The 19197-nt window shown below is 71.2% G+C and carries 10 protein-coding genes and 1 pseudogene; 4 read left to right on the top strand and 7 right to left on the bottom strand.

Annotation, left to right across the window (positions count from 1 at the left end):
- Positions 1-109 precede the first annotated feature (109 nt).
- From IPG72_15205 to IPG72_15195, 3 genes are all read left to right on the top strand, one after another.
- Positions 110-3862: a hypothetical protein gene (locus IPG72_15205; GenBank protein MBK6770323.1), complete on the top strand. Its 3753-nt coding sequence runs from the start codon at positions 110-112 to the stop codon at positions 3860-3862.
- 117 nt (positions 3863-3979) lie between these two features.
- Positions 3980-7510, top strand: coding sequence for a hypothetical protein (locus IPG72_15200; GenBank protein MBK6770322.1), 3531 nt, complete (start codon positions 3980-3982; stop codon positions 7508-7510).
- A gap of 131 nt (positions 7511-7641) precedes the next feature.
- A complete protein-coding gene (locus IPG72_15195) occupies positions 7642-10029 on the top strand; it encodes a VWA domain-containing protein (protein ID MBK6770321.1) in 2388 nt (795 codons plus the stop codon).
- A 36-nt stretch (positions 10030-10065) separates the two neighbouring features.
- Here IPG72_15195 and corA read toward each other — a convergent pair whose 3' ends face one another.
- From corA to IPG72_15180, 3 genes and pseudogenes are all read right to left on the bottom strand, one after another.
- Positions 10066-11115: a magnesium/cobalt transporter CorA gene (corA, locus tag IPG72_15190; GenBank protein ID MBK6770320.1), complete on the bottom strand. Its 1050-nt coding sequence runs from the start codon at positions 11113-11115 to the stop codon at positions 10066-10068.
- A 55-nt stretch (positions 11116-11170) separates the two neighbouring features.
- Positions 11171-12943 (bottom strand): hypothetical protein, encoded by a 1773-nt coding sequence (locus tag IPG72_15185; protein ID MBK6770319.1) that lies wholly within the window; start codon positions 12941-12943, stop codon positions 11171-11173.
- Positions 12944-13929: 986 nt separating this feature from the next.
- A pseudogene (locus IPG72_15180) lies at positions 13930-14112 on the bottom strand (PspC domain-containing protein).
- Between the two features lie 144 nt (positions 14113-14256).
- On the opposite strand from IPG72_15180, the gene IPG72_15175 reads away from it, so the two are divergent.
- Positions 14257-15090, top strand: coding sequence for a mechanosensitive ion channel (locus IPG72_15175; protein MBK6770318.1), 834 nt, complete (start codon positions 14257-14259; stop codon positions 15088-15090).
- A gap of 81 nt (positions 15091-15171) precedes the next feature.
- Here IPG72_15175 and IPG72_15170 read toward each other — a convergent pair whose 3' ends face one another.
- From IPG72_15170 to purQ, 4 genes are all read right to left on the bottom strand, one after another.
- Positions 15172-16629, bottom strand: a complete 1458-nt coding sequence (locus tag IPG72_15170; protein MBK6770317.1) for a nitronate monooxygenase — start codon at positions 16627-16629, stop codon at positions 15172-15174.
- A gap of 125 nt (positions 16630-16754) precedes the next feature.
- The gene (locus IPG72_15165; protein MBK6770316.1) at positions 16755-17963 is read right to left on the bottom strand and encodes a cation:proton antiporter; all 1209 of its coding nucleotides are present in this window, start codon (positions 17961-17963) and stop codon (positions 16755-16757) included.
- Positions 17960-18289 (bottom strand): hypothetical protein, encoded by a 330-nt coding sequence (locus IPG72_15160; GenBank protein ID MBK6770315.1) that lies wholly within the window; start codon positions 18287-18289, stop codon positions 17960-17962. Before IPG72_15160 ends, IPG72_15165 begins: the two co-directional genes overlap by 4 nt.
- 114 nt (positions 18290-18403) lie before the next feature.
- Complete coding sequence (purQ, locus tag IPG72_15155) at positions 18404-19186, bottom strand: phosphoribosylformylglycinamidine synthase I (protein MBK6770314.1); 783 nt, start codon at positions 19184-19186, stop codon at positions 18404-18406.
- Positions 19187-19197 lie beyond the last annotated feature (11 nt).

Genomic DNA, 19197 nt, shown 5'->3' with positions numbered 1-19197 from the left:
GAGGGGTGAGACGGCCCGGCGGTCGGCGGCTCTCCTCGGGGACCGGTTGACCGCGACGATACGTGACGATACGCTCCGGCCCTCGGCCCGGTCCCGCTGGAGTAGCCCCATGTCGCCCCGCCGTCCGCTCGTTCGCCGCCAACTCGCTCGTATGACGTCCACGTCGGGGGTCGGCGCGAAGCTCGTCGCGTTGTCGCTCGTCGCACTGTCGCTCGTCGCTTCGTCACCCGTAGCGGGACGGCCGCTCGGCCAGGCGCCGACGCCAACCGCGCCGACGCCAAGAGGGCCGACGATCTACCTGCCCGTCCTCCAGCGCAGCTGGTCGATGGCGACGAGCACGCTCGGTGATCCCGGCGCGCCGGGCCTCGGCAACCCGGGCTATGACGTCGACAGCTATGACGTGCGCTTGGCGTTCAACATCGATCCGGGCACGGTCGGCCAGGGCGGGCAGCCGCCGCGCGTCGAGTACACCGCCGTCGCGTTCGTCTACGCGTACACCAACGTCGACCGCGTCGACCAGATCGCACTCGACTTCGTGCTGCCGTCCGGGCCGGTCGATGTGCTGCTCGACGACTCGCCGGTCCGATGGTGGGCCGGGGCGGGCAACAAGGTATGGGTCGCGTTGCCGCCGAACTGGGCGCGCGGAACGCGCTTCAACATCCGGTTCCAGTACAAGAGCAGCGCCGGGTTCTCGGTCCGGCGGGCCAGCCAGGACAACCCGGACACGCTTCAGATCTGGACGCCAGTCGGCAACGCCAGCAGCTGGTTCCCGGTGAACCACCACCCGCGCGATCGCGCCGAGTTCTCGTTCACGCTGACGGCGCCCGATCCGTACTTGGCGGTCGCCAACGGCCTTCGGGTGAACCACTTCCACGATTCCGGCGCCACGACATCCGTCTTTTTCACGAAGCGGCAGATGGCCACCGCGGACGCGATGGTGAACATCGGCCGCTACATCGTCGACGAGTCCGAGAGCGAGAGCGGCGTGCCGCTGATGAGCTACACGTTCCGGCCCGTCGACGAGGCGAAGCCGACGATTCAGGCGCTCACCCGCCAGCTCGAGTGGTTCGGCGATCGCCTGTTCGGCAATCCGTACGGCAACATGACGTTCGTCGAAACCGGCGCGACGGGCTCGGCGTCGCTGGCCGGGATGTTCGTCGTCGGGCGCAACCAGGTGAACGCGCGAACGGTCTACTGGGAGCGCAACGCCGCCCTCATCGCGCGGCAGTGGTTCGGCGGCGCCGTCGGCGTCCAGAAACGGGGCGACGACTGGCTGAACACCGGTCTGACGACATACCTCGGCTACCTGTACCAGGCGCGCGACCAAGGACCGGAGATCATCCGCGCCCGCCTTGCGGCCCTCGAGTCGGCCTACGCGTTCGGCGTCACGCGCGACATCGCTCTCTCGGACCTGCCGGGCGACGGCTCGGCGTCGACGCAGGCCGTCGCGGCGAACAAGGCGCCGTGGGCCTATCACAATGTGCGTTGGCGGCTCGGCGACGACGTGTTCTGGCAGGTGCTGCGCGATTACATCAAGACGACGCCGCAGCTGCTCGCTTCCCTGCCCGCGTTCGAAGCCGCCACGATCGACAACCTGCCGCCGAGCGAGCCGACGGCCTTCTTCCGTGCCGTGCTCGACATCCACTTCCGAGCGGCCAAGACGCCCCGTCTGAACCTCGCCTGGTCGCGCGCCGGCGGCGTGGTCCGGGCGCGTGCTTGCCAGCTCACCACCGAGCCAAACGGGATCGTGCTGCCGCTCCAGCTGTACGGCAGCACCGGCACGGCCCTCGGAACGCTGGTCATCGGCAAGGTAGACGAGGTCTTCGAGATTCCGTACGACGGGACGCTGAGCGCGATGACACCCGACCCCGATCAGATCGCCCTCGCCGATATCATCGTTCACTCGATGGGGGAGGCGCCGCTGCCCGAGTGCGCCGCGCTGCCGCAGCCGGCGATCGCGACGGGCGGGGCGGCGGCGATGGGGATGCCCGGGGCGGAGATCGTCACAAAACACGCCCGGATCGACGGCGGCGACGGCGACGTGGACATGGATTTGGACGCGACCGAAGGCGGCGAAGCCGAGGACGGGACCGGCGTCGAGGGCACCCACCGTCGGTCGCACGCCCTTCGTCACCTCCCGCCGCCGCTGCGCGCCGTCGTGCCCGCGGGCGCCGAAGCGCACCCGGACGCCGTCGTCCCCGGCGAGCCGTCGATCGGCGATCCGTACATCTCATACCTCGGGAACACCGGTTACGATGTGATCACCTACACCGTCAAGGCCCGGATCGACCCGGTGGCGGGACGGGTCGACGCCGACACGACGGTTCAGGCGCGGAGCGTGATCAGCGGCCTGAGCCGGATCAGCCTCGACTTCATCCGCATGAGCGCGGACGGCAAGGACGGCTTGGCGATCACGACCGTCGAGGTCGACGGCCAGGCGGCGGCGTACGAGCGGCCGGCGGACGTCGACAAGCTCTGGCTGGACCTTCCGCAACCACTGGCCGACGGCCAAGCCTTCACGATGCGCTTCGTCTACGGCGGCGAGCCGCGTGAGGGCGGGACGGACATCTTCAGCGGCGGCCTGATGCCGCACAGCCAGCAGACGATGTATGCGATCTCCGAGCCCAACGGCACACGCAACTGGATCCCCTGCAACGACCACCCGCGCGACAAGGCGTTGTTCCGCTTCGAGATCACCGCGCCGGCGCCCTTCCGCTCCGCCGCCAATGGCGTCCTCGTCGAGGAGCGCGTCGGCGAGACGGAATCGACGGCCGTCTTCGAGATGCGCCAGCCGATGAGCACCTACCTGGCCGGTGCCGCCGTCGGCCGCTATCGAACGGCCGACCAGGCCGGGCCGGACGGCGTGACGATCCGCCACTACTTCCTCAACGATCCGGCCGTCGGGATGCGTGTCGTCGACGTCACGCCCGACATCCTGAGCGTTTTCGGCCGCCTCGTGGCGCCGTATGCGTTCGACAGCTATGGCCACTTCGCGGCGCCCGACTTCGGCGGCGGGATGGAGAACCAGTCGATGACGGCGATCGGCGCCAACGTCTTCACGACGCGCGCACCGCGCAGCTCCCACAGCCTGATCGCCCACGAGGCCGCCCATCAGTGGTTCGGCGACGCGATCAGCCCGTACTCATGGGCCGACATCTGGCTGAACGAGGGCTTCGCGACGTACTTCGCCGAACTCTGGCGCGCGGACCGCGTCGGCCCGGAGCCGCTTGGGTGGCGGATGGAGGGCCTGCGCTACACGATTCTGAACGGCGGCGCGAACGCGCCCGTCAGCCAGCCGATCCCTGCCGACATGTTCGGCACGAACACGTACGAGAAGGGCGGCTGGGTGCTCCACATGCTGCGCGCCCAGCTCGGCGAGGAGGCCTTCTGGAAGGGCCTGCGGGCGTACTACGCGGCGTTCGAGTACGGCAACGCCAAGACGGACGACCTCGAGGCGGCGCTGGCGGCCGAGGCGGCCGGGACGGGCGTGGACGTTGGAGCGGCGTTCGACCAGTGGGTCCATCGGGCGGGCCAGCCGGTGGTGTACGCCGGCTGGACGCAGGGGGCGGACGACGTCGTGCGCGTGCGGCTGTGCCAAAGCGAACCGGCGTTCGACCTCCCGATCACCGTCGCGGCCCATCAGAAGTTCGGGGCACTTCGGGCATCGGGCCGTCTCACCGGCGCCCAGTCGGACCTCGAAGTGTCGACGACGGAGTTCCCGTTCAAGGACGTCACGGGCGTCACCGTCGACCCCGACGTCGAGCTGCTGGCCGACATCCGCGTCGTCCGGCTGGCCAACCTCGACGCGACCACGACGTGCGACGCGATCGCGGCGGCGTGGGCGGCGGGGGGGACGCCCTGACGATCCGCCGGCCGGGCTCGTCCGGCCGCTGCGCGCAACGGGCGCAGCTTGACGACGCTCGCGCCCATCGCCTAGTCTTGCCCCAGCGAATGCAACCCAGACTTCGGAGCCTACATCATGACCACGGTTCGCTCGCCTCTCGCCGCGCCCGCCCTCCGCCGCCTCGCCGCGATCGTCGCCGGCGCCGTCGTCGCCGGCTCGGCCGTCGCCTCGGCCCGCCCCGCCGCCCAGGCCCCGACGCCGCCGGCCGGCCCCCGCTCGCTGGCCTACCTGCCGATGCTCCAGCGGGCGTGGTTCGCCGCCGATGAGCCGGGATACGACGTCGAGAGCTACGACATCCGGTTGAAGGTCCAGATGGTGACCTTCCCGGGCGAGAACCAGAAGGAAACGATGGGGGTCTCCGGCGGGGTCACGATCCGGGGCCGCACGACGGTCGACGGCCTGTCGGAGATTGACCTCCTGTTCTTCCGCCTGAACGACGAACCCGTCCAGGTCCGCCTCGACGGCGCACCGGCCCGCTGGGGATCGAACGCGGACAAGGATCGGCTCTGGGTCGCGCTCCCGCGGGCCACGCCACGCGGCACGCCCTTCGAGCTCAAGATCTCGTACGAACACGGCAGTGGCTTCAACTGGCGACACACCCAGCCGGACGGAAAAGTGATCGTCCACGCCTGGGCGGGCGCCGGGCCAGGTGGTTGGTACCCGGGCAGCCCGGATGCGGACGACCGGGTGCGCTTCCGGCTGAGCGTCACCGTGCCAGAGCCGATCACCGTCGTCGTGAACGCGGAGCGCGAGCGCGAGGACCGGACGGAGGGCCAGGTGACCTCGATCTGGCGCGCGGACTCGATCCTGCCGGACGATCTCAAGGTGCACTTCGGCCGCTTCAGCGTCGTCGAGCGGCTCAGCGCGGCGGGCATCCCGCTCACGTTGTACAGCCCACGGCCGTCCGAGCAGAGCGGGCCCGTCCTCGACGCCGTCGTTCGCCAGTTCGACTGGCTCGCGATACGGCTGGGCACGCCATACCCGAAGCTGCGGATTATCGACGGCGGCACCGAGGATCCGCAGAAGTACTACTCCGGCCCGCAGAGTTCGGAGGCGTTGCCGGGGATGTTCGTCCTCGGCTCCGCGGACGCGAAGGACGGCGTGCGGTACGTCGACCGGAGCGCCGTGGTCCGGCTGGCCGGCTTGTGGTTCCCGGTCGCGTACGATGACACGTACTGGTTCCACCACGGCCTGAACGACTACCTCGGCCTCCTATACGGCGCACGCGACCAAGGCCCCGAGCCCGTGCGCGCCAGGCTGACGGCGTTCGAGCGCGACTACATCCAGTGGGTCACCGCGGACGCCCCGCTCGCGACGCTGCAGGGAGTCTACGAGGACCGTAACCTGGGAAGCGTCGCGAACTACAAGCCGCCGTTCGGCGTTCACACCGTCCGCCTCGCCCTTGGCGATGCGCTCTTCTGGACGGCGCTTCGGCGCTATCACGCCGGCCTCCGGCCAGGCGAGCTGTCGCTCGCGGCATTCGAGGCGGCGGCGATAGAGGCCGCCGGGCCGAACGGGGCGGCGATGCGCGCCCGGCTGGACGTCGACTTCCACCAGGCTGCCGTGCCGCGCATGCACCTGGCGTGGTCGCGCGCCGACGGCAAGGTCCGCGTCCGGATCTGCCAGTGGACGGCCCAGCCCGTGTCCTTCGCGCTGCCGATCGCGCTCCACGGCAGCGCCGGCGTCGTCGCATCGACCCTAGCGATCCACGCTTCCGATCAGCTCGCCGAGCTGCCGTACGCCGGGATCCTCGAGGCCGTCACGCCCGATCCGGAGCAGGCGATCCTGGCCGACGTCGTCGTCCGGCCAATGTGGGACGCGGCGCTCCCGGTGTGCGCCGACCTGCCGCCGCCTGCGTTCCCTTCGGCCGACGGCCGTGCGCCGGCGGGTGGGGAGGACATCGCCCAAACCGAACCCCAGATCCCGGACGAATCGCCCAGCCGCACGGCGGACCCGGCGGCGGGCGGGACGATCGACGCGGTTGGCGAGCCCTCCATCGGCGACCCGTTCGAGCCGACACTCGGCAACACGGGCTACGACGTGATCACGTACACCGTCCAGGCCCGCATCGACCCGGTGGCCAAGCGAGTCGAGGCGGACACGACGATCGCGGCGCGCTCTGTCGTCACCGACCTGACCCGGCTCAGCCTGGACTTCCTGCGCGTCGTCGGCAGCGCCGGCCTCACGCTCTCGGCGGTCGAGGTGGACGGTGTGGCCGCGACGTACGAGCAGCCCGCGAACGCGGAGAAGCTCTGGGTCGACCTGCCGCGCCCGATGGCCGCCGGCGAGCCGTTCACGATGCGCTTCGCCTACGCCGGCACGCCGCGCGTCGTGCGCGGCGGGCTGCGGCCGGGCGGCCGGCAGACGATGCGGTCGGCCGGGATACCAACGGGTACCGGCAACTGGATCCCCGTGAACGACCACCCGCTGGACAAGGCGGCCTGGCGGTTCGAGCTCACCGCCCCGCACCCGTTCCGGGCCGTCGCCGGCGGCGTCCTCGTCGAGGAGCGCGCCGGCGATGCGGCATCGACCTTCGTCTACGAGATGCGCCAGCCGATGGCGCCGTTCGGCGTCGCGGTCAGCGTAGGTCCGTTCACGATTGTCGAGCACGCCACGCCGGGCGGGCTGCCGATCCGCTTCCACGTACTGGACGACCCAGCGACGACGCTGCGCGCCGCCTGGAGGACATCGGACTTCGTCGCCGCGTTCAGCCGGCGGATCGCGCCCTATCCGTTCGAGAGCCTCGACCTCTTCGTCGCCACGGGGGTGTCCGGCGGTGGGTCGTATCAGGCGGCGATCACAATGGACGACCAACGCCTCCTGACGGAGAACCCGCGCATGTTCGAACCACGGATCGCGAACACCACATCCTTCCAGTGGTTCGGCGCGTCCGTCAGCCCGCGTTCGTGGTCCGACAGCTGGTTGATCGCGGGCATGCTGACGTTCCTCCAGCAGGTCGGGGTCGACGACGGCGCCGGGATCGAGCCGAGCGCGTGGCGGATGGAGGCCGTCCGCGAACTCGTCCTGCGGTACGGCGAGGGCACACCGCTCAACCCCCCCGTCCGCGCGTTCGACTGGAACGCGTACTACAAGGGCTCGCTCGTCCTACATATGCTCCGCGTCCGCCTCGGCGAGACCGCGTTCTGGCAAGGGATGCGCGCCTACTACGCCGCCCACCGCTACGCGACGGCCTCGACGGACGACTTCGAAGCGGCGATGACGGCCGCTGCGGCCGGCACGGGCGTCGACGTCGCGGCGCTGTTCGACAGCTTCGTCCACCGTGCCGGCGAGCCGCTCATCCACGCCGGCTGGCGGCCGGCCGGCGACGGCACCGTCCGCGTGCAGTTCTGCCAGGGCGGCGAGCCGTTCGACCTGGCCATCGTCGCCGCGGCGCACGGCGGCGGCCGGACCGCGCGCGCCGGGACGCGGCTCGCGGGAGCGGAGGGAACGCTGGACATTGCCGCGCCGTTCGCCGTGGAGGGCGTGACGATCGACCCGGACTTTACGCTGCCGGCCGAAATCCGGGTCGTCCGCCTCGCCGACGGCGCGGCGACGACGTGTGACGCGGTGGCGGCGGCGTGGGCGGCGGGCGGAACGGCACCGTGACGGTGTGACGGGGCGGGACCGTCGCCCGATCACGCCCGCACGCGCTGCAGATGCCGGGCGATCGCACGACGTTCCACCGAAACATCGTCCCATTCGGCCCTATCCCATTCGGCCATAACGGTCGACCGTACGTGCACGTCCTGTCAGGCAGCGCAGCACCGCGCGCCTGGGACAGGGACGGGCGCCTCGTGGCATCAAGGCTCGGCATCGCGACCGCGCGCATCATGGGCGGCACGGCAGTCGCCGTGGCCGTTGTGTCGTCGTGCCTGTCGGGCGGGCCCGGACGCGCCGCCCCGCTGGCACCCATCCAACGCTTCGCCGCCGAGTGCCTCGACGAGCACCCGTTCTTCGTCACGTCGCTCCTCCTCGGCCCCGGTGCCGAATCGTCCGCCGCGCTGATCGCCTTCCGGTGGTCGCAGTCCGGCGGCGAACGGTACACGCTGGCGCGCCAGGAGGACATGGGCGCCGTCTACGGCCTGGCCGTGGACGACGCGCGCAACCAGGTGTATGCGGGCGCCTTCGTCAAGCGCGGCGCGCCGCTCGGGCCGGGCGGGCCGGGGGCGATCTATCGGCTTGATCTGGCGACCGACATCGTGATCCGCTGGGCGACGGTGCCGAGCGCGGGCGCCGATCCGCACGATCGACCGCACTTCTACCCCGACGTGGCGGCCGGCAACGCCGTCGGCCGCGTCGGCCTCGGCGACCTCGACCTCGACCCCGTCGACGGCTACCTCTTCGCGGTGAACCTGGCGGACCGGCGGATCTACCGCTACCTCCTCGGCGACCGCGCCGTCCTCGACGGCACGTTCGCCAACGGCGCCGCGTCGCTCTCCTGGGCCGCCGACGCGCGGCCGTTCGGCCTCAAGGTGCGCGGCAACGACGTCTTCCACGGCGTCGTCGACGTCGGCGGGACGAGCGACCCGACGGGGCAGGGGCGGCCGATGGCCCACGTCTTTCGGTCGAGCGATGTCGGCACACGGATGGGCGCCGTGCTGTCGATGCCGCTGGACTACGACCGCGGCTGGGCGCGCGTGGCGGTGCCGGCGCGTTGGCAGCGATGGCGGAGCGGCCACGACACGCTCGATCCCGACCGCATCGACGCGATCTGGCCGCAGCCGATCCTCAGCGACATCGAGTTCAGCGACGGCGGCGACATGATCCTCGGCTTCCGCGACCGCTTCGGCGACCAGACCCTCCACCCGCCGGCCCATCCCATCCCGACGCCCGAGCTGCCGGGCCTGCCCGCCGGCGACATCGTCCGTGCCCGTCCCGACGCCGCCGGTTGGGCGGCGACGCCGGCCCCCGAGTTCTTCACCGGCGACGCCGGCCCCGGCTTCGTCTCCAACCACCTCGGCGAGATCGTCTTCGGCGGCCTGGCGCGGCCGGTCGTGCGCGACTGGACGGTCTCGAGCGCGATGGTGCCGCTGTCGGCCGCATCCGGCGGCGCCGTCTGGCACGACAACGCGACGGGCGAGGGCCTCGCCCGCCTCGAACTGTACGACGGCCGCGGCGCGCGCACGTTCAGCGAGGACAACGGCCTCGGCGACGTCGAGCGCCTGTGCGGCCGCCTGTCGGAGCCGCCGCCTCCCCCACCGCGCACGCCGTTCCCGACGTCGACGCCGCGACCGACGGTCACGCCGTCCGCGACGCGCACGCCGACATCGTCGCCCACGCCGACGACCACCCCGTCGTCGACCGCGACGGCGACCGTCACGCCGTCGAGCACCCCGACGCAGACCGCGACGTCTTCGCCGAGTCCGACCGCGACGCGCACCGCAACCCCGTCGCCGACATCCACCGCGACTGCATCGCGCACCGCGACGCCCTCGCCCAGCCCAACGCCGGCGATCTTCGCGATCTACCTGCCGCTCACGAACCGCAGCCAGTGCGCCAAGGAGCAGCGCTTCGCCGACATCGTCCTCGTCCTCGACCGCTCGACGTCCATGCAGCGGACGATCGGCGCGGGCACACAGACGAAGGACGAAGCGGCCTTCGCGGCGGCGCGCGCGTTCCTCGGCCGCCTGACGCTGACCGGCGATCGCCGCCGGCGGGGCGACCAAGTGGCGATCGTCGGGTTCAACCGCACGGGCTGGATCGAGCAGGCATTGACCGTCGACCGCGGCGCGGCGCTGGGCGGCCTCGACCGCCTGGCGGCCAAGTCGGGCGAGGGGACGCGCATCGATCTGGCGTTCACCTTCGGGCAGCGGGCACTCCAGAGCGCGTCGCGCCGCAGCACGAACACGCCCGTCGTCATCGTCCTCACGGACGGCCTCCCGAACGGCGTCCCGACGCCCATCCCGTCCGGCCGCCAGGAGGACACGGTCCTGGCCGCCGCCCGCGCCGCCGCCGCCCGCGGCACGACGCTCTTCACGATCGGCCTCGGCCGGTCGAGCGACATCGATGCCGTGTTGCTCGCGGCTGCGGCCGGCGATGCCAGGCGCTTCTTCGCCGCACCGTCGACGGACGACCTCGGTCGGATCTACGCCGCGATCGCGACGGTGATCACGACGTGCCGATGAGCAAGCGGCGACGCGAACCGTCCGCGCGCCTCCCGCTTACAGCCACTTCATCCGCCGGAACAGCGCCACCAACCCGATCGCGATGGCCACCATCAGGCCGAGCGCCCATGCGTAGCCGTACGTCCAACGCAGCTCGGGCATGTGTTCGAAGTTCATGCCGTAGATCCCGGCGATGAGCGTCACGCTCATGAGGACGATCGACCCGACCGTCAACACCTTGACGACCTGGTTGAGCCGGTTCGATTGCATCGACAGGAAGCTGTCCAGCACGCCCGTGAGCAGATCGCGGTCGATGTCGACGGACTCGATGTGGCGGATGACGTGCTCGTAGACGTCGCGGAAGTAGACCAGGTCGGCGCTGTCGAAGACAGGCACGTCGCGCCGGAGCAGCGTGTTGAGGATGTCGCGCATCGGCGCCAGAGCACGGCGGATGCGCAGCGAGTCCTTCTTGAGGCGGAAGATCTCGCGGATCAGACCCTCGTCGAAATCCTCGAAGATCGCGTCCTCCAGCCGTTGCAGCTGGTCAGCGATCCGGTCGAGGACCGGGAAGTAGTCGTCGATGACGGTATCGAGGAGGGCGTGGAGGAGCGCTCCGGTCGTGTCGCCGAGCGGCCCGTCGGGCGCGCGCCAGCGCCGCACGGTGTCCTCGATGTCCGCGAGGACGCCGCGGTGCAGAGTGACGATGTAGTTCCGGCCGACGAAGATCGACAGCGGCTGCAGCGACGTGCGCCGGCGCTCGGCATCCCAGTGGGCGGTGTAGACGATGAGGAAGTAGTGATCGCCGCACAGTTTCGGCGTCCCGTCGTCGTCGAGGTCGGTACTCTTCGCGCCGGCGTCACCGTCGATCAACGACATGTTGCGGCCGAAGATGTCGACCTTGGCCGGGTGCCGCACGTGCAGCGCGTCCTCGAGGGCCAGCGGGTGGAAGCCGAAGACCTCGCGGAGGATCGCGATGTCCTCGGCATTCGGATCGCGGCGGATGTCGAGCCACGTCGTCCGCGTCAGGTCGCGCAGGTCGGTTGCGATCCCGGCAATGTCCGGGTTGTCCTCGAACTCGCCGTTGTGGCTCACGTACAGGCGGCGCATGGAGGTCTCCGGGGGGTCTTGTTCAGCGGGGGAACGGCACGGCGCCGCCGTGCCCCTACGGGTTGCGGTCGGACGGCGCGCGCTGGTCGCGGTGGGGCGTGGCAGGCGTCGCCGTGGGCGTCGCGGTCGACATGTCCGTGGACGTGGGCTCGGGCGTCGCAGCTACGATGTCCGTCGCCGTCGCCGTCGGCGTGAGCTCCGGCGACGGCGTCGACCCGACCTCGGGCGTCGACGTCGGATCCGGTTCCACCGGCGTCGCCGTCGGCGTGGACTCCGCCGTGGGCGAGGTGGGTGACGTGGGCGTCGTGGCTGACGTCGATGACGGTATGGGCGTCAGTTCCTCCGTCGGTTCCTCCGTCGGTTCCTCCGTCGGCTCGACCGGCGGCGGCGCGTCCCTATCGGCCAGCCGGTGGAGCATGGGCAGCCAGAGCGACCACGGCACGCGGCCGCTGCGGCTGACGGTGCGGCCGCCGGCGATCACGCGCAGTTCGAACAGTTGGCGAGCGACGACCTCGGGCGGTGTCCGGAGCACGAACCGCAGCGTCCCGAAGTCGGCCGAGAGCGCCTCGGTCAGCACGGCGCGGCCGTTCGGGAAGACGAGACCGCCGGTGAGCGTGGCGGTGAGCACCGTCGGGGCCGGTTGGTTGCCGTAGCGCACGTGCACGGTGCGGGCGCGGTCGGGCGCACCGGCGTAGAACGTCACCCCGGCGGGCCAGTCGATCGTCAGCCACGGCTGGGACGGCGTCGGCGTCGGCGTGCGGGTGGCGGTGGGGGTGCGCGTGATCGTCGGTGACGGCGTGCGCGTCGGGGGCCGGATGCCCCAGCGGACGACGACGCCGCCCGTCCCGACCGCCCAGCCGTCGTCCGGGCCGGCGAACGATACCGCGGTCAGGCTGCGCCCCGTGTCGGCCGGCACCTTGACCCAGCTCGCCCCGCCGTCCACGGATCGGACGATGTAGCCCTCGTCGCCGACGGCCCAGGCATGTGCGCCGTCGGCGAACACCATGTCGTTCAGCGTCTTCTCGGGTCGCGCCAGTCGTGGCGCCCACGTGCGGCCGCCGTCCCACGTGTGCAGGATGACGTTGCCGCATGCGAAGCCGGTCGTCGCGTCGAGGAATCGCACCGCCAAGAGGCGTGCATCGCCCGGTCGCGGGAGTCGGCGCCACGAAGCGCCGCCGTCCTCGGTGGACAGCACGAGTCCGTCGCTGCCCGTCGCCCAGCCGCGCTGCGCGTCGACGAAGCTCAGACCGAACAGCCCGAGGCCGCCGCCGACATCGGACCGGCGCCAACTCGCCCCGCCATCCGTCGTGCGCAGGATGCCGCCGTTGCGCGTCGTGATCCAGCCGCGCTGCGCGTCGATGAAGTAGACGTCCGTCAGCCCCTGGCTCGTGTCGACGTCCAGCGCGGCCCAATTCGCGCCGCCGTTGTCCGTCCGGATCGCCGTGCCGTTCAGCCCGACGGCCACGGCGGTCTGCGCGTCGATCGCCGTCATGGCCTGCAGCTTCCAGCGCACGGGGCACCCTTGCTGCCGCCAGCTCGTCCCGCCGTCCTCCGAGCGTTGGATCGCGCAGTCCTCTTCGCCCTCGCCGCCCACCGCCCAGACGATGCCGCTGCCCAGCGCGGCGACGTCGCGCAGCGTCTGATCCGTCGCGCCGTCCTGCTCGAACCATACCCGGTCCTGGGCCGGCGCGGCCGCGACCGAGTCAAGCCGCGCCGGCTCGACGAACGGCCCGCCGGTGATCGCCCGGCCGGCGACGAGCGCCGCCGCTGCGCCGCCGACGAGCCAGCGGCCCGTCGATCGGCCGATTCGGCCAACAGCCCGGTGCATCGCCCCTCCTCGCCGAACAAGACGCGCCCGAGGCGATCCGTGCCCATCGGCCCCACCGGCCCTTGGGAACGCAAAGCGGCGCCCGGCCATTGTACCGGGCGCCGCACGGAGAGCGAAAGCGCCTTGCGGCGGCCACGACGTCAGGGGTGCCGCCGCACCGCCGTCCAGAGGAGGTAGGTGCCGAGGCAGACGAGGGAGGCGGCGATGACGACGGCGGCGCTGGCGAACGTCGGGAGGGCGGCGGCGGTGAGTGCCAGAGGCTCGAGGCCGAGGGTCGTGGCGAGGCCCCAGGCACCGAACGCCAACACGCCGAAACCAGCCAGCTGCCGCAGCCGCCCCCGCCGCGCCGTGCGCTCGCGAGCCGCCGCCTGGGGTCCCGCGGCGCCGATGACGGCGCGGGCGCCGGCCACCTGCCCCTCGAGCCGGTCGCGGATCTGTCGGTGCAGCCGCTCCTCGTCGGACTCGATGTGCGGTTCGTCCGGTGTGGGTGTTGCTGTCGCGGTGGACAACGCGGGCGACGTCGCCGCAGCGGATGTCGCGGACGACACCGTCGCCGCCGGCTGAACGTCACCGGCCGCAAGCGGCGATGGGGCGGCCGGCGCGGCAGCGGTCGGCGATGTGCCGCCGGGGCGCGCTTCCGACCGCCGCTGCGTCGCGCGGTAGTTCGCGTGGCCCGTGACGAATGCAGCCCGTGCGGCCAGCACGGCGGCGCGCGCGACGTTGACGGCGACGGCGGCGGTGGCATCGAGGAGCTTGAGGAGCACGTCACCGAGCTCGTCGGCGGTTGGCGAGGGGGATCGAGGGGCGGGCGAGGTCGGGGACGTCGCACCGGTCGGCATCGATGGACCCGCAGCGACCGCTGATGGCGAAGGCGTGACATGGGCAGCAGGGGCGGCATGGGCCGCGTGCTTGGCGGTGTGGGTCGAGGTGTGCCGTGGCCGTCCGCGGCGCTCAGCCTCGGCCCGCCGCTCCTCACGGCTGGCGTCCGGCAGGACGATCATGAGCGCGATGTAGGCCAGGAATGCGGTGCCGGTATCGCCAAACACGGCCCACGCCAACCAGACCAGCCGGATGAGCACTGGATCGACGCCCAGCCAGCGGGCAATGCCGGCGCACACGCCGGCCCAGACGCGATCGCCGGGATGTTTCGTCAAGCGAGAGTGCGTCATGCGCAATCGACCTCCAACATCGAAAACAGCGGAACGGAATCAAACCGTGTCCGACCTCGACACTATAATCCGCCGCGGTGGGTACCCACAGCTTACGGCAGCGCGACGGGTCGGGTTGCGCCAGACGATGATGGGTGACGCTGGATGATCCTCAGTTGGTCCGCCGTGGTCGATGCCTTCGGCCGCCTGCCGCCGTGGCTGCGGCTGTCGGCGATGATCGTGTCCCCGTTCGTCGTCGCCTGGATCGTGGCGCGGTCGGCGGCGCCTCTCTCGCGGCGCATCGTGCGGCTGGCGGGGTGGGCCCGTCGTGCGCCCGGACGTCCGGCGCGGCGCGCCACGATCGAGGGGCTCGTGCGCGACCTCATCCGCGTCACGGCTTTCACTGCCGCCGCGATGGTCGCGCTGGCCCAGTCCGACCTCGTCGATGCGCGGACGCTCGTGTGGGGCATCGGCCTGCTGTCGGCCGGCATCGGCCTCGGCGCCCGGCCCGTGATCAGCGACTACTTCATCGGCCTGACGTTCATCTTCGGCGACCGCTTTACGGTCGGCGAGAAGGTCAGCCTGCTCGGGGCGGCGCCCGGCGAGGTCGAGGGGATCGTCGAGCGGGTGAACCTGTCGACGCTGCACCTGCGTGCGCCGTCGGGCGAGCTGCTGGTCGTGCCGAACGGTGAGGTCAGGGTCGTACGCAACTTCAGCCGCGGACTGTTCTCATCGGCCTCGGTGCGGATCCGGGTCAAGGCGGCGGACCTCGGCCGGACGCTGCTGGCACTCGAGGCGATGCGCGGCGAGGCGATGTCGGCGCTGCCGGATCTGATCGAGCCGTGGCAGGTGATCAGCGAGGACGGGCTGATCGGCCACGAGACCCAACTGCTCGTGGTCGCCAAGGCCCGCTTCGGGGCGGCGGCAGGCGTGCGGCCGCGGCTGTTGGCGTTTCTCCACGAGCGGCTGGCGGATGCGGATGTGACGTTGGCGGACTGATGCGGCGCGTACCTTGATCGGACCCTGTGGATCGTCGCGCTGCGGGCGCGGGGCCGCACCGCCGTGCGCCCGTGCCGTCGGTCACCGTTTGGCGACTTCGGCCACCGCCGCCACCCGCGGCATCGACGGGGCCATCGATGTCGTTTCGCCCAGGATGCCCGCGACGACGGCGCGCGCGCTGTAGCCCGTGTCGCTGTCGGACATGTAGTTCAGAACGCACGCGATGTCGTTGCCGAGCGTGACGATGGGCAGCTCGTGATAGCCGTCCTTGCGTGTCTGGCCGCCGCCGACCGTGGCCATCAGGTGATTGCAGAGACAGAGCCGGCCTTCGGTCTGCGCTTCATCGCCGCCCTTGCGGACGTAGTCGGCCACCGGCTCCGCCGAGCAGCGGTACCCGACCTGGCCGTCGTCGCGGCGATAGATGCGGCGGAGGAACCCCATGTCGCACAGGCGGGGCCGGGCGGCGTACACCTCGGGCTCGGCCACCGTGCCCTCGACGGTCGCCACCTTGAACGGGAAGCCTGTGGGCGAACCGAAGGCGCTCGTGCGCACCGGCGCCTCACCGGCCAGCGCCATCTCGCGCAGCTTCTGCTTGAGGTCGGGGCGCATGCCGGACTCGTCGCACAGCGCGAAGGCGGTGCCGACCTGGACGCCGACGGCGCCGCGTTCGCGCGCGCTGACGAGCCCCTCGCGGCTGCCGAATCCGCCGGCCAGCCAGTACGGCTTGCCGAAGGAGGCCAACTTCTCGAGGTCGGGCTCGTCGCGCTCGCCGTAGATCGGCTCGCCGGTCTCGTCCACCTTCAGCTGGCCGCGCGGCGGCGCATTGTGGCCGCCGGCGATCGGGAACTCGACGACCCAGCCGTCGATCACGCCCTCGGCCCGCTTGAGCAGCGCCTGGGCGACGACCTCGGTGCTGATGATCGCCAGGAAGTGCGGCCGCTTGAGTCCGCCGAGGCGTTCGGCCAAGCCGGGGAACACGGCGGTCGGATCGAACGTGATGCCGTAATCCTCGCCGGGCAAGGCGCCCTGGACGTCGACGCGGTAGCGGACGGGGCTGTGGGTGGCCAGGCGGTCGAGGATGCCGGGGATCTGACCGGGCAGGCCGGCGCCCATGAGGACGTAGTCGACGCCGGCCAGCATCGCGCCGTACAACGTGGCGCAGTGCGGGAGCTGGATCTTCTCGAGCAGGTTGACGCCGACGAGCCCGTCGTGGCCTTCCTTGGCCAGCCAGACCTCGACGAACCCGGCTGCCGCGGTCACACCGTCCAGCCAGGGCGACGGCTTCAGGCTGTACGGAACGATCGTCTTGTACGACATGCCCTCGGGGCGGCCCTCCGGCAAGTAGTACTTGGCGAGGATCTGCTCGACGAGCGCCGCGTCCGGAAAGTGCGCCAGCGCGCGCCGGGTGTCGCCGTCCGGATCACCGTCCATCAAGCGCCGGATCATGACCGGTGCGATCCCGGTGCCGGACACGACACCGAGCTGACCGGCCATGGCGACAGTTCGCGCCAAGCGCCAGTCGGAGATGGCGACCCCCATGCCGCCTTGGATGATCGTTGGCCACGCCATGTCAGTCCCCTGCCTGTGGCCGATGGTCGGCCGGTTCGTGCTCCCCCCGCGGCAGACCGGCCGCAGGGCAATCGTTGTCGGATCAGAACGCCACGTCAAGTCGCCGCGGGCGCCCCTCTGAACGCTGCGCGCAGCAACGGCGGCGTCACGACCGTCGTCACCACGACCATTAACACGGCCACGGCGAATTCGTTCTGGCTGACGACGCCCTGCGCCAGCCCGACTCCGGCGATGATCAACCCGACCTCGCCACGGCTGACCATGCCTGCACCCACCCGCACGCTCGATCGCCAGCCGAAGCCGGAGATGCGCGCTCCCAACGCTGCGCCGGCGAACTTCGTCACGACGGCGACGACGACCACTGCGACCGCAAGCCCCAGCGCGCCGCCCAACGCGGCACGCGCGTCGGCCCGCAGTCCGATATCGACGAGGAAGATCGGCAGGAACAGACCATAGACGGCGATCTTGACCCGCGACTCGATCTCGTGCCCCATCTCGGTGCGGCCGAGGAACACGCCGGCGATGAACGCGCCGGTGATGGCCGCCACCCCACCGAGCGCCTCGGCCAGCCAGCCGAACGCGAACGTCATGACCAGCGCGCCCGCCAGCAGACCCTCGCTGACCGGCTGTCGCGCGAAGCGGCGCACCAAGCGCCGAGCCGGACGGCCGACGGCGACGGCCACGATGAAGAACAATAGCATGCGCAGGATCAGGCCGAGGACCGAGCTGTCGTTCCCGCCGGTGCCGAGCACGCCGACGACGATGCTGAGCAACAGGATGCCGAGGACGTCGTCGATGACGGCCGCCCCGAGGATCGCGCGGCCTTCGTCGCTGTCGAGCGCGTCAAGCTCGACGAGCGTCTGGGCGCTGATCGAGACGCTTGTGGCACACAGGATCGTCCCCAGGAAGAGTGCCGGACCGAGTTCGAGGCCGAACGCGGTGCCCACCGCCCAGCCGCCGGCGAACGGCAGCAGCGCGCCGCCGACCGCAGCGCCGGTTGCCGGCAGGCCGACCCGCTTCATCTCGGCCGGGTCGGTCTCGAGGCCCGCCAAGAACATCAGCAGGACGACGCCCAGCTCCGCCAACAGGTGGACGCCTTCGACCACGACCTCACCGTGGCTGAAGATCGGGCGGCCGGCGACGGCGCGGTGCATGAGGTCGAGGCCGGTCGGGCCGAGGAGCAAGCCGAAGAGGATCTCGCCGAGCACGGCCGGTTGACCAAGTCGAATGCTGAGCGCCCCGCCGAGCTTGGCGCCCAGGATGATGACGGCCAACACGGCGAGCAGCTCGGCGGCCGGCGTCACAACACGCCTCCGGCCTCGGCGACATCCAACACCGCGTACAGACCGCCGCCTGACCGATCGACCTCGGGCAGGTGTTCGTGCATGAGCTCGAGCAGCCGCGCCAACCGCTCGCTCGGCACGATCGAGAACAGCGTCGTGTGCTTTGCGAAGCGTGACTCGAACGCGGTGCCGAAACCGAACTTGAACTCCTCGGCGGTGCGCTCGGGCTTCCGCCCGATGCCGGACGACGGGAAGAACGTGACGCCGGCCACCCCTTCCTTGGCCACGGCACGCACGAAGCGATCGAGCGCTTCCTGGTCCTGGTGGACGATGAACACGAGCTTCACGGGGGTGCCTCCGATCACGGACACGTCGATGCGTGCGGACGGCGCAGTCGATGCGGCTGGAATGCCCACAGGGTTGCCGAAGGGGTTCGAACGGATCGTCGTCCGGATGACGGGCTACGCCAGCGTCACGATGCGCTCGAAGAACGCCAAACCGTGCGGCCGCTCATCCACCGGCCGGCGGCGCCAGTCCGGGTGGTGGAAGCGGCGCACGAACCGTTCGGGGTGCGGCATGAGGCCGAAGATCCGGCCCGATGGATCGGACAGGCCGGCGATCGCGCCGAGCGCGCCGTTCGGGTTCGCCGGGTACGCCGCGGTCGGCCGGCCATCGCGGTCGGCGTAGCGGAGGACGACCTGGTGGTCGGCCTCGATCCGGGCGAGCACGGCATCGTCGGCGAAGAAGCGCCCTTCCGCGTGGGCCAGGGGCAGCTGGAGGTGCGGCGGCAGGGCGTCGGCCAACGGCGAGACGGTTGCCGCCTCGACAACGAGATCGACCCAGCGGCATTCGAAGCGGCCGACGGCGTTCTGGGCCAGCGTGGCCGACATGACGCCGGGCTGGTTGAACGGCAGGAGACCGGTGCGCACGAGCACTTGGAAGCCATTGCAGATGCCGATGATCGGCTTGGCGGCCGCGGCGAACTCGGCCATGTCGTCGGCCAGGCGCTGCATGAGCTCGACGGCCATCACCTTGCCTGCCGCGACGTCGTCACCGTACGAGAAGCCGCCCGGCGCGACGAGGACGTCATAGTCCGCCAAGCGGCGCTCGCCGGACCGCAGCCGGTTCATCGGCACGATCTCCGGGCGGGCGCCGACGAGGTCGAAGGCGGTGGCCGTCTCGACCTCGCAGTTCGTGCCGTCGGCCTTCAGGATGCAGATGCGGGGGCTGGCGGTGCTCGACATGGTTCGAATTC

This window comes from Candidatus Avedoeria danica, assembly GCA_016703025.1.
Lineage (GTDB): Bacteria > Chloroflexota > Anaerolineae > Epilineales > Epilineaceae > Avedoeria > Avedoeria danica.
This window is presented reverse-complemented; position numbering and strand designations above follow the sequence as displayed.

Coding starts and splice junctions, on each gene's coding strand:
- corA (MBK6770320.1), bottom strand. CDS start 11,115: ATGCGCCGCCTGTACGTGAGCCACAACGGCGAGTTCGAGGACAACCCG.
- IPG72_15185 (MBK6770319.1), bottom strand. CDS start 12,943: ATGCACCGGGCTGTTGGCCGAATCGGCCGATCGACGGGCCGCTGGCTC.
- purQ (MBK6770314.1), bottom strand. CDS start 19,186: ATGTCGAGCACCGCCAGCCCCCGCATCTGCATCCTGAAGGCCGACGGC.
- IPG72_15175 (MBK6770318.1), top strand. CDS start 14,257: ATGATCCTCAGTTGGTCCGCCGTGGTCGATGCCTTCGGCCGCCTGCCG.
- IPG72_15205 (MBK6770323.1), top strand. CDS start 110: ATGTCGCCCCGCCGTCCGCTCGTTCGCCGCCAACTCGCTCGTATGACG.
- IPG72_15170 (MBK6770317.1), bottom strand. CDS start 16,629: ATGGGGGTCGCCATCTCCGACTGGCGCTTGGCGCGAACTGTCGCCATG.
- IPG72_15200 (MBK6770322.1), top strand. CDS start 3,980: ATGACCACGGTTCGCTCGCCTCTCGCCGCGCCCGCCCTCCGCCGCCTC.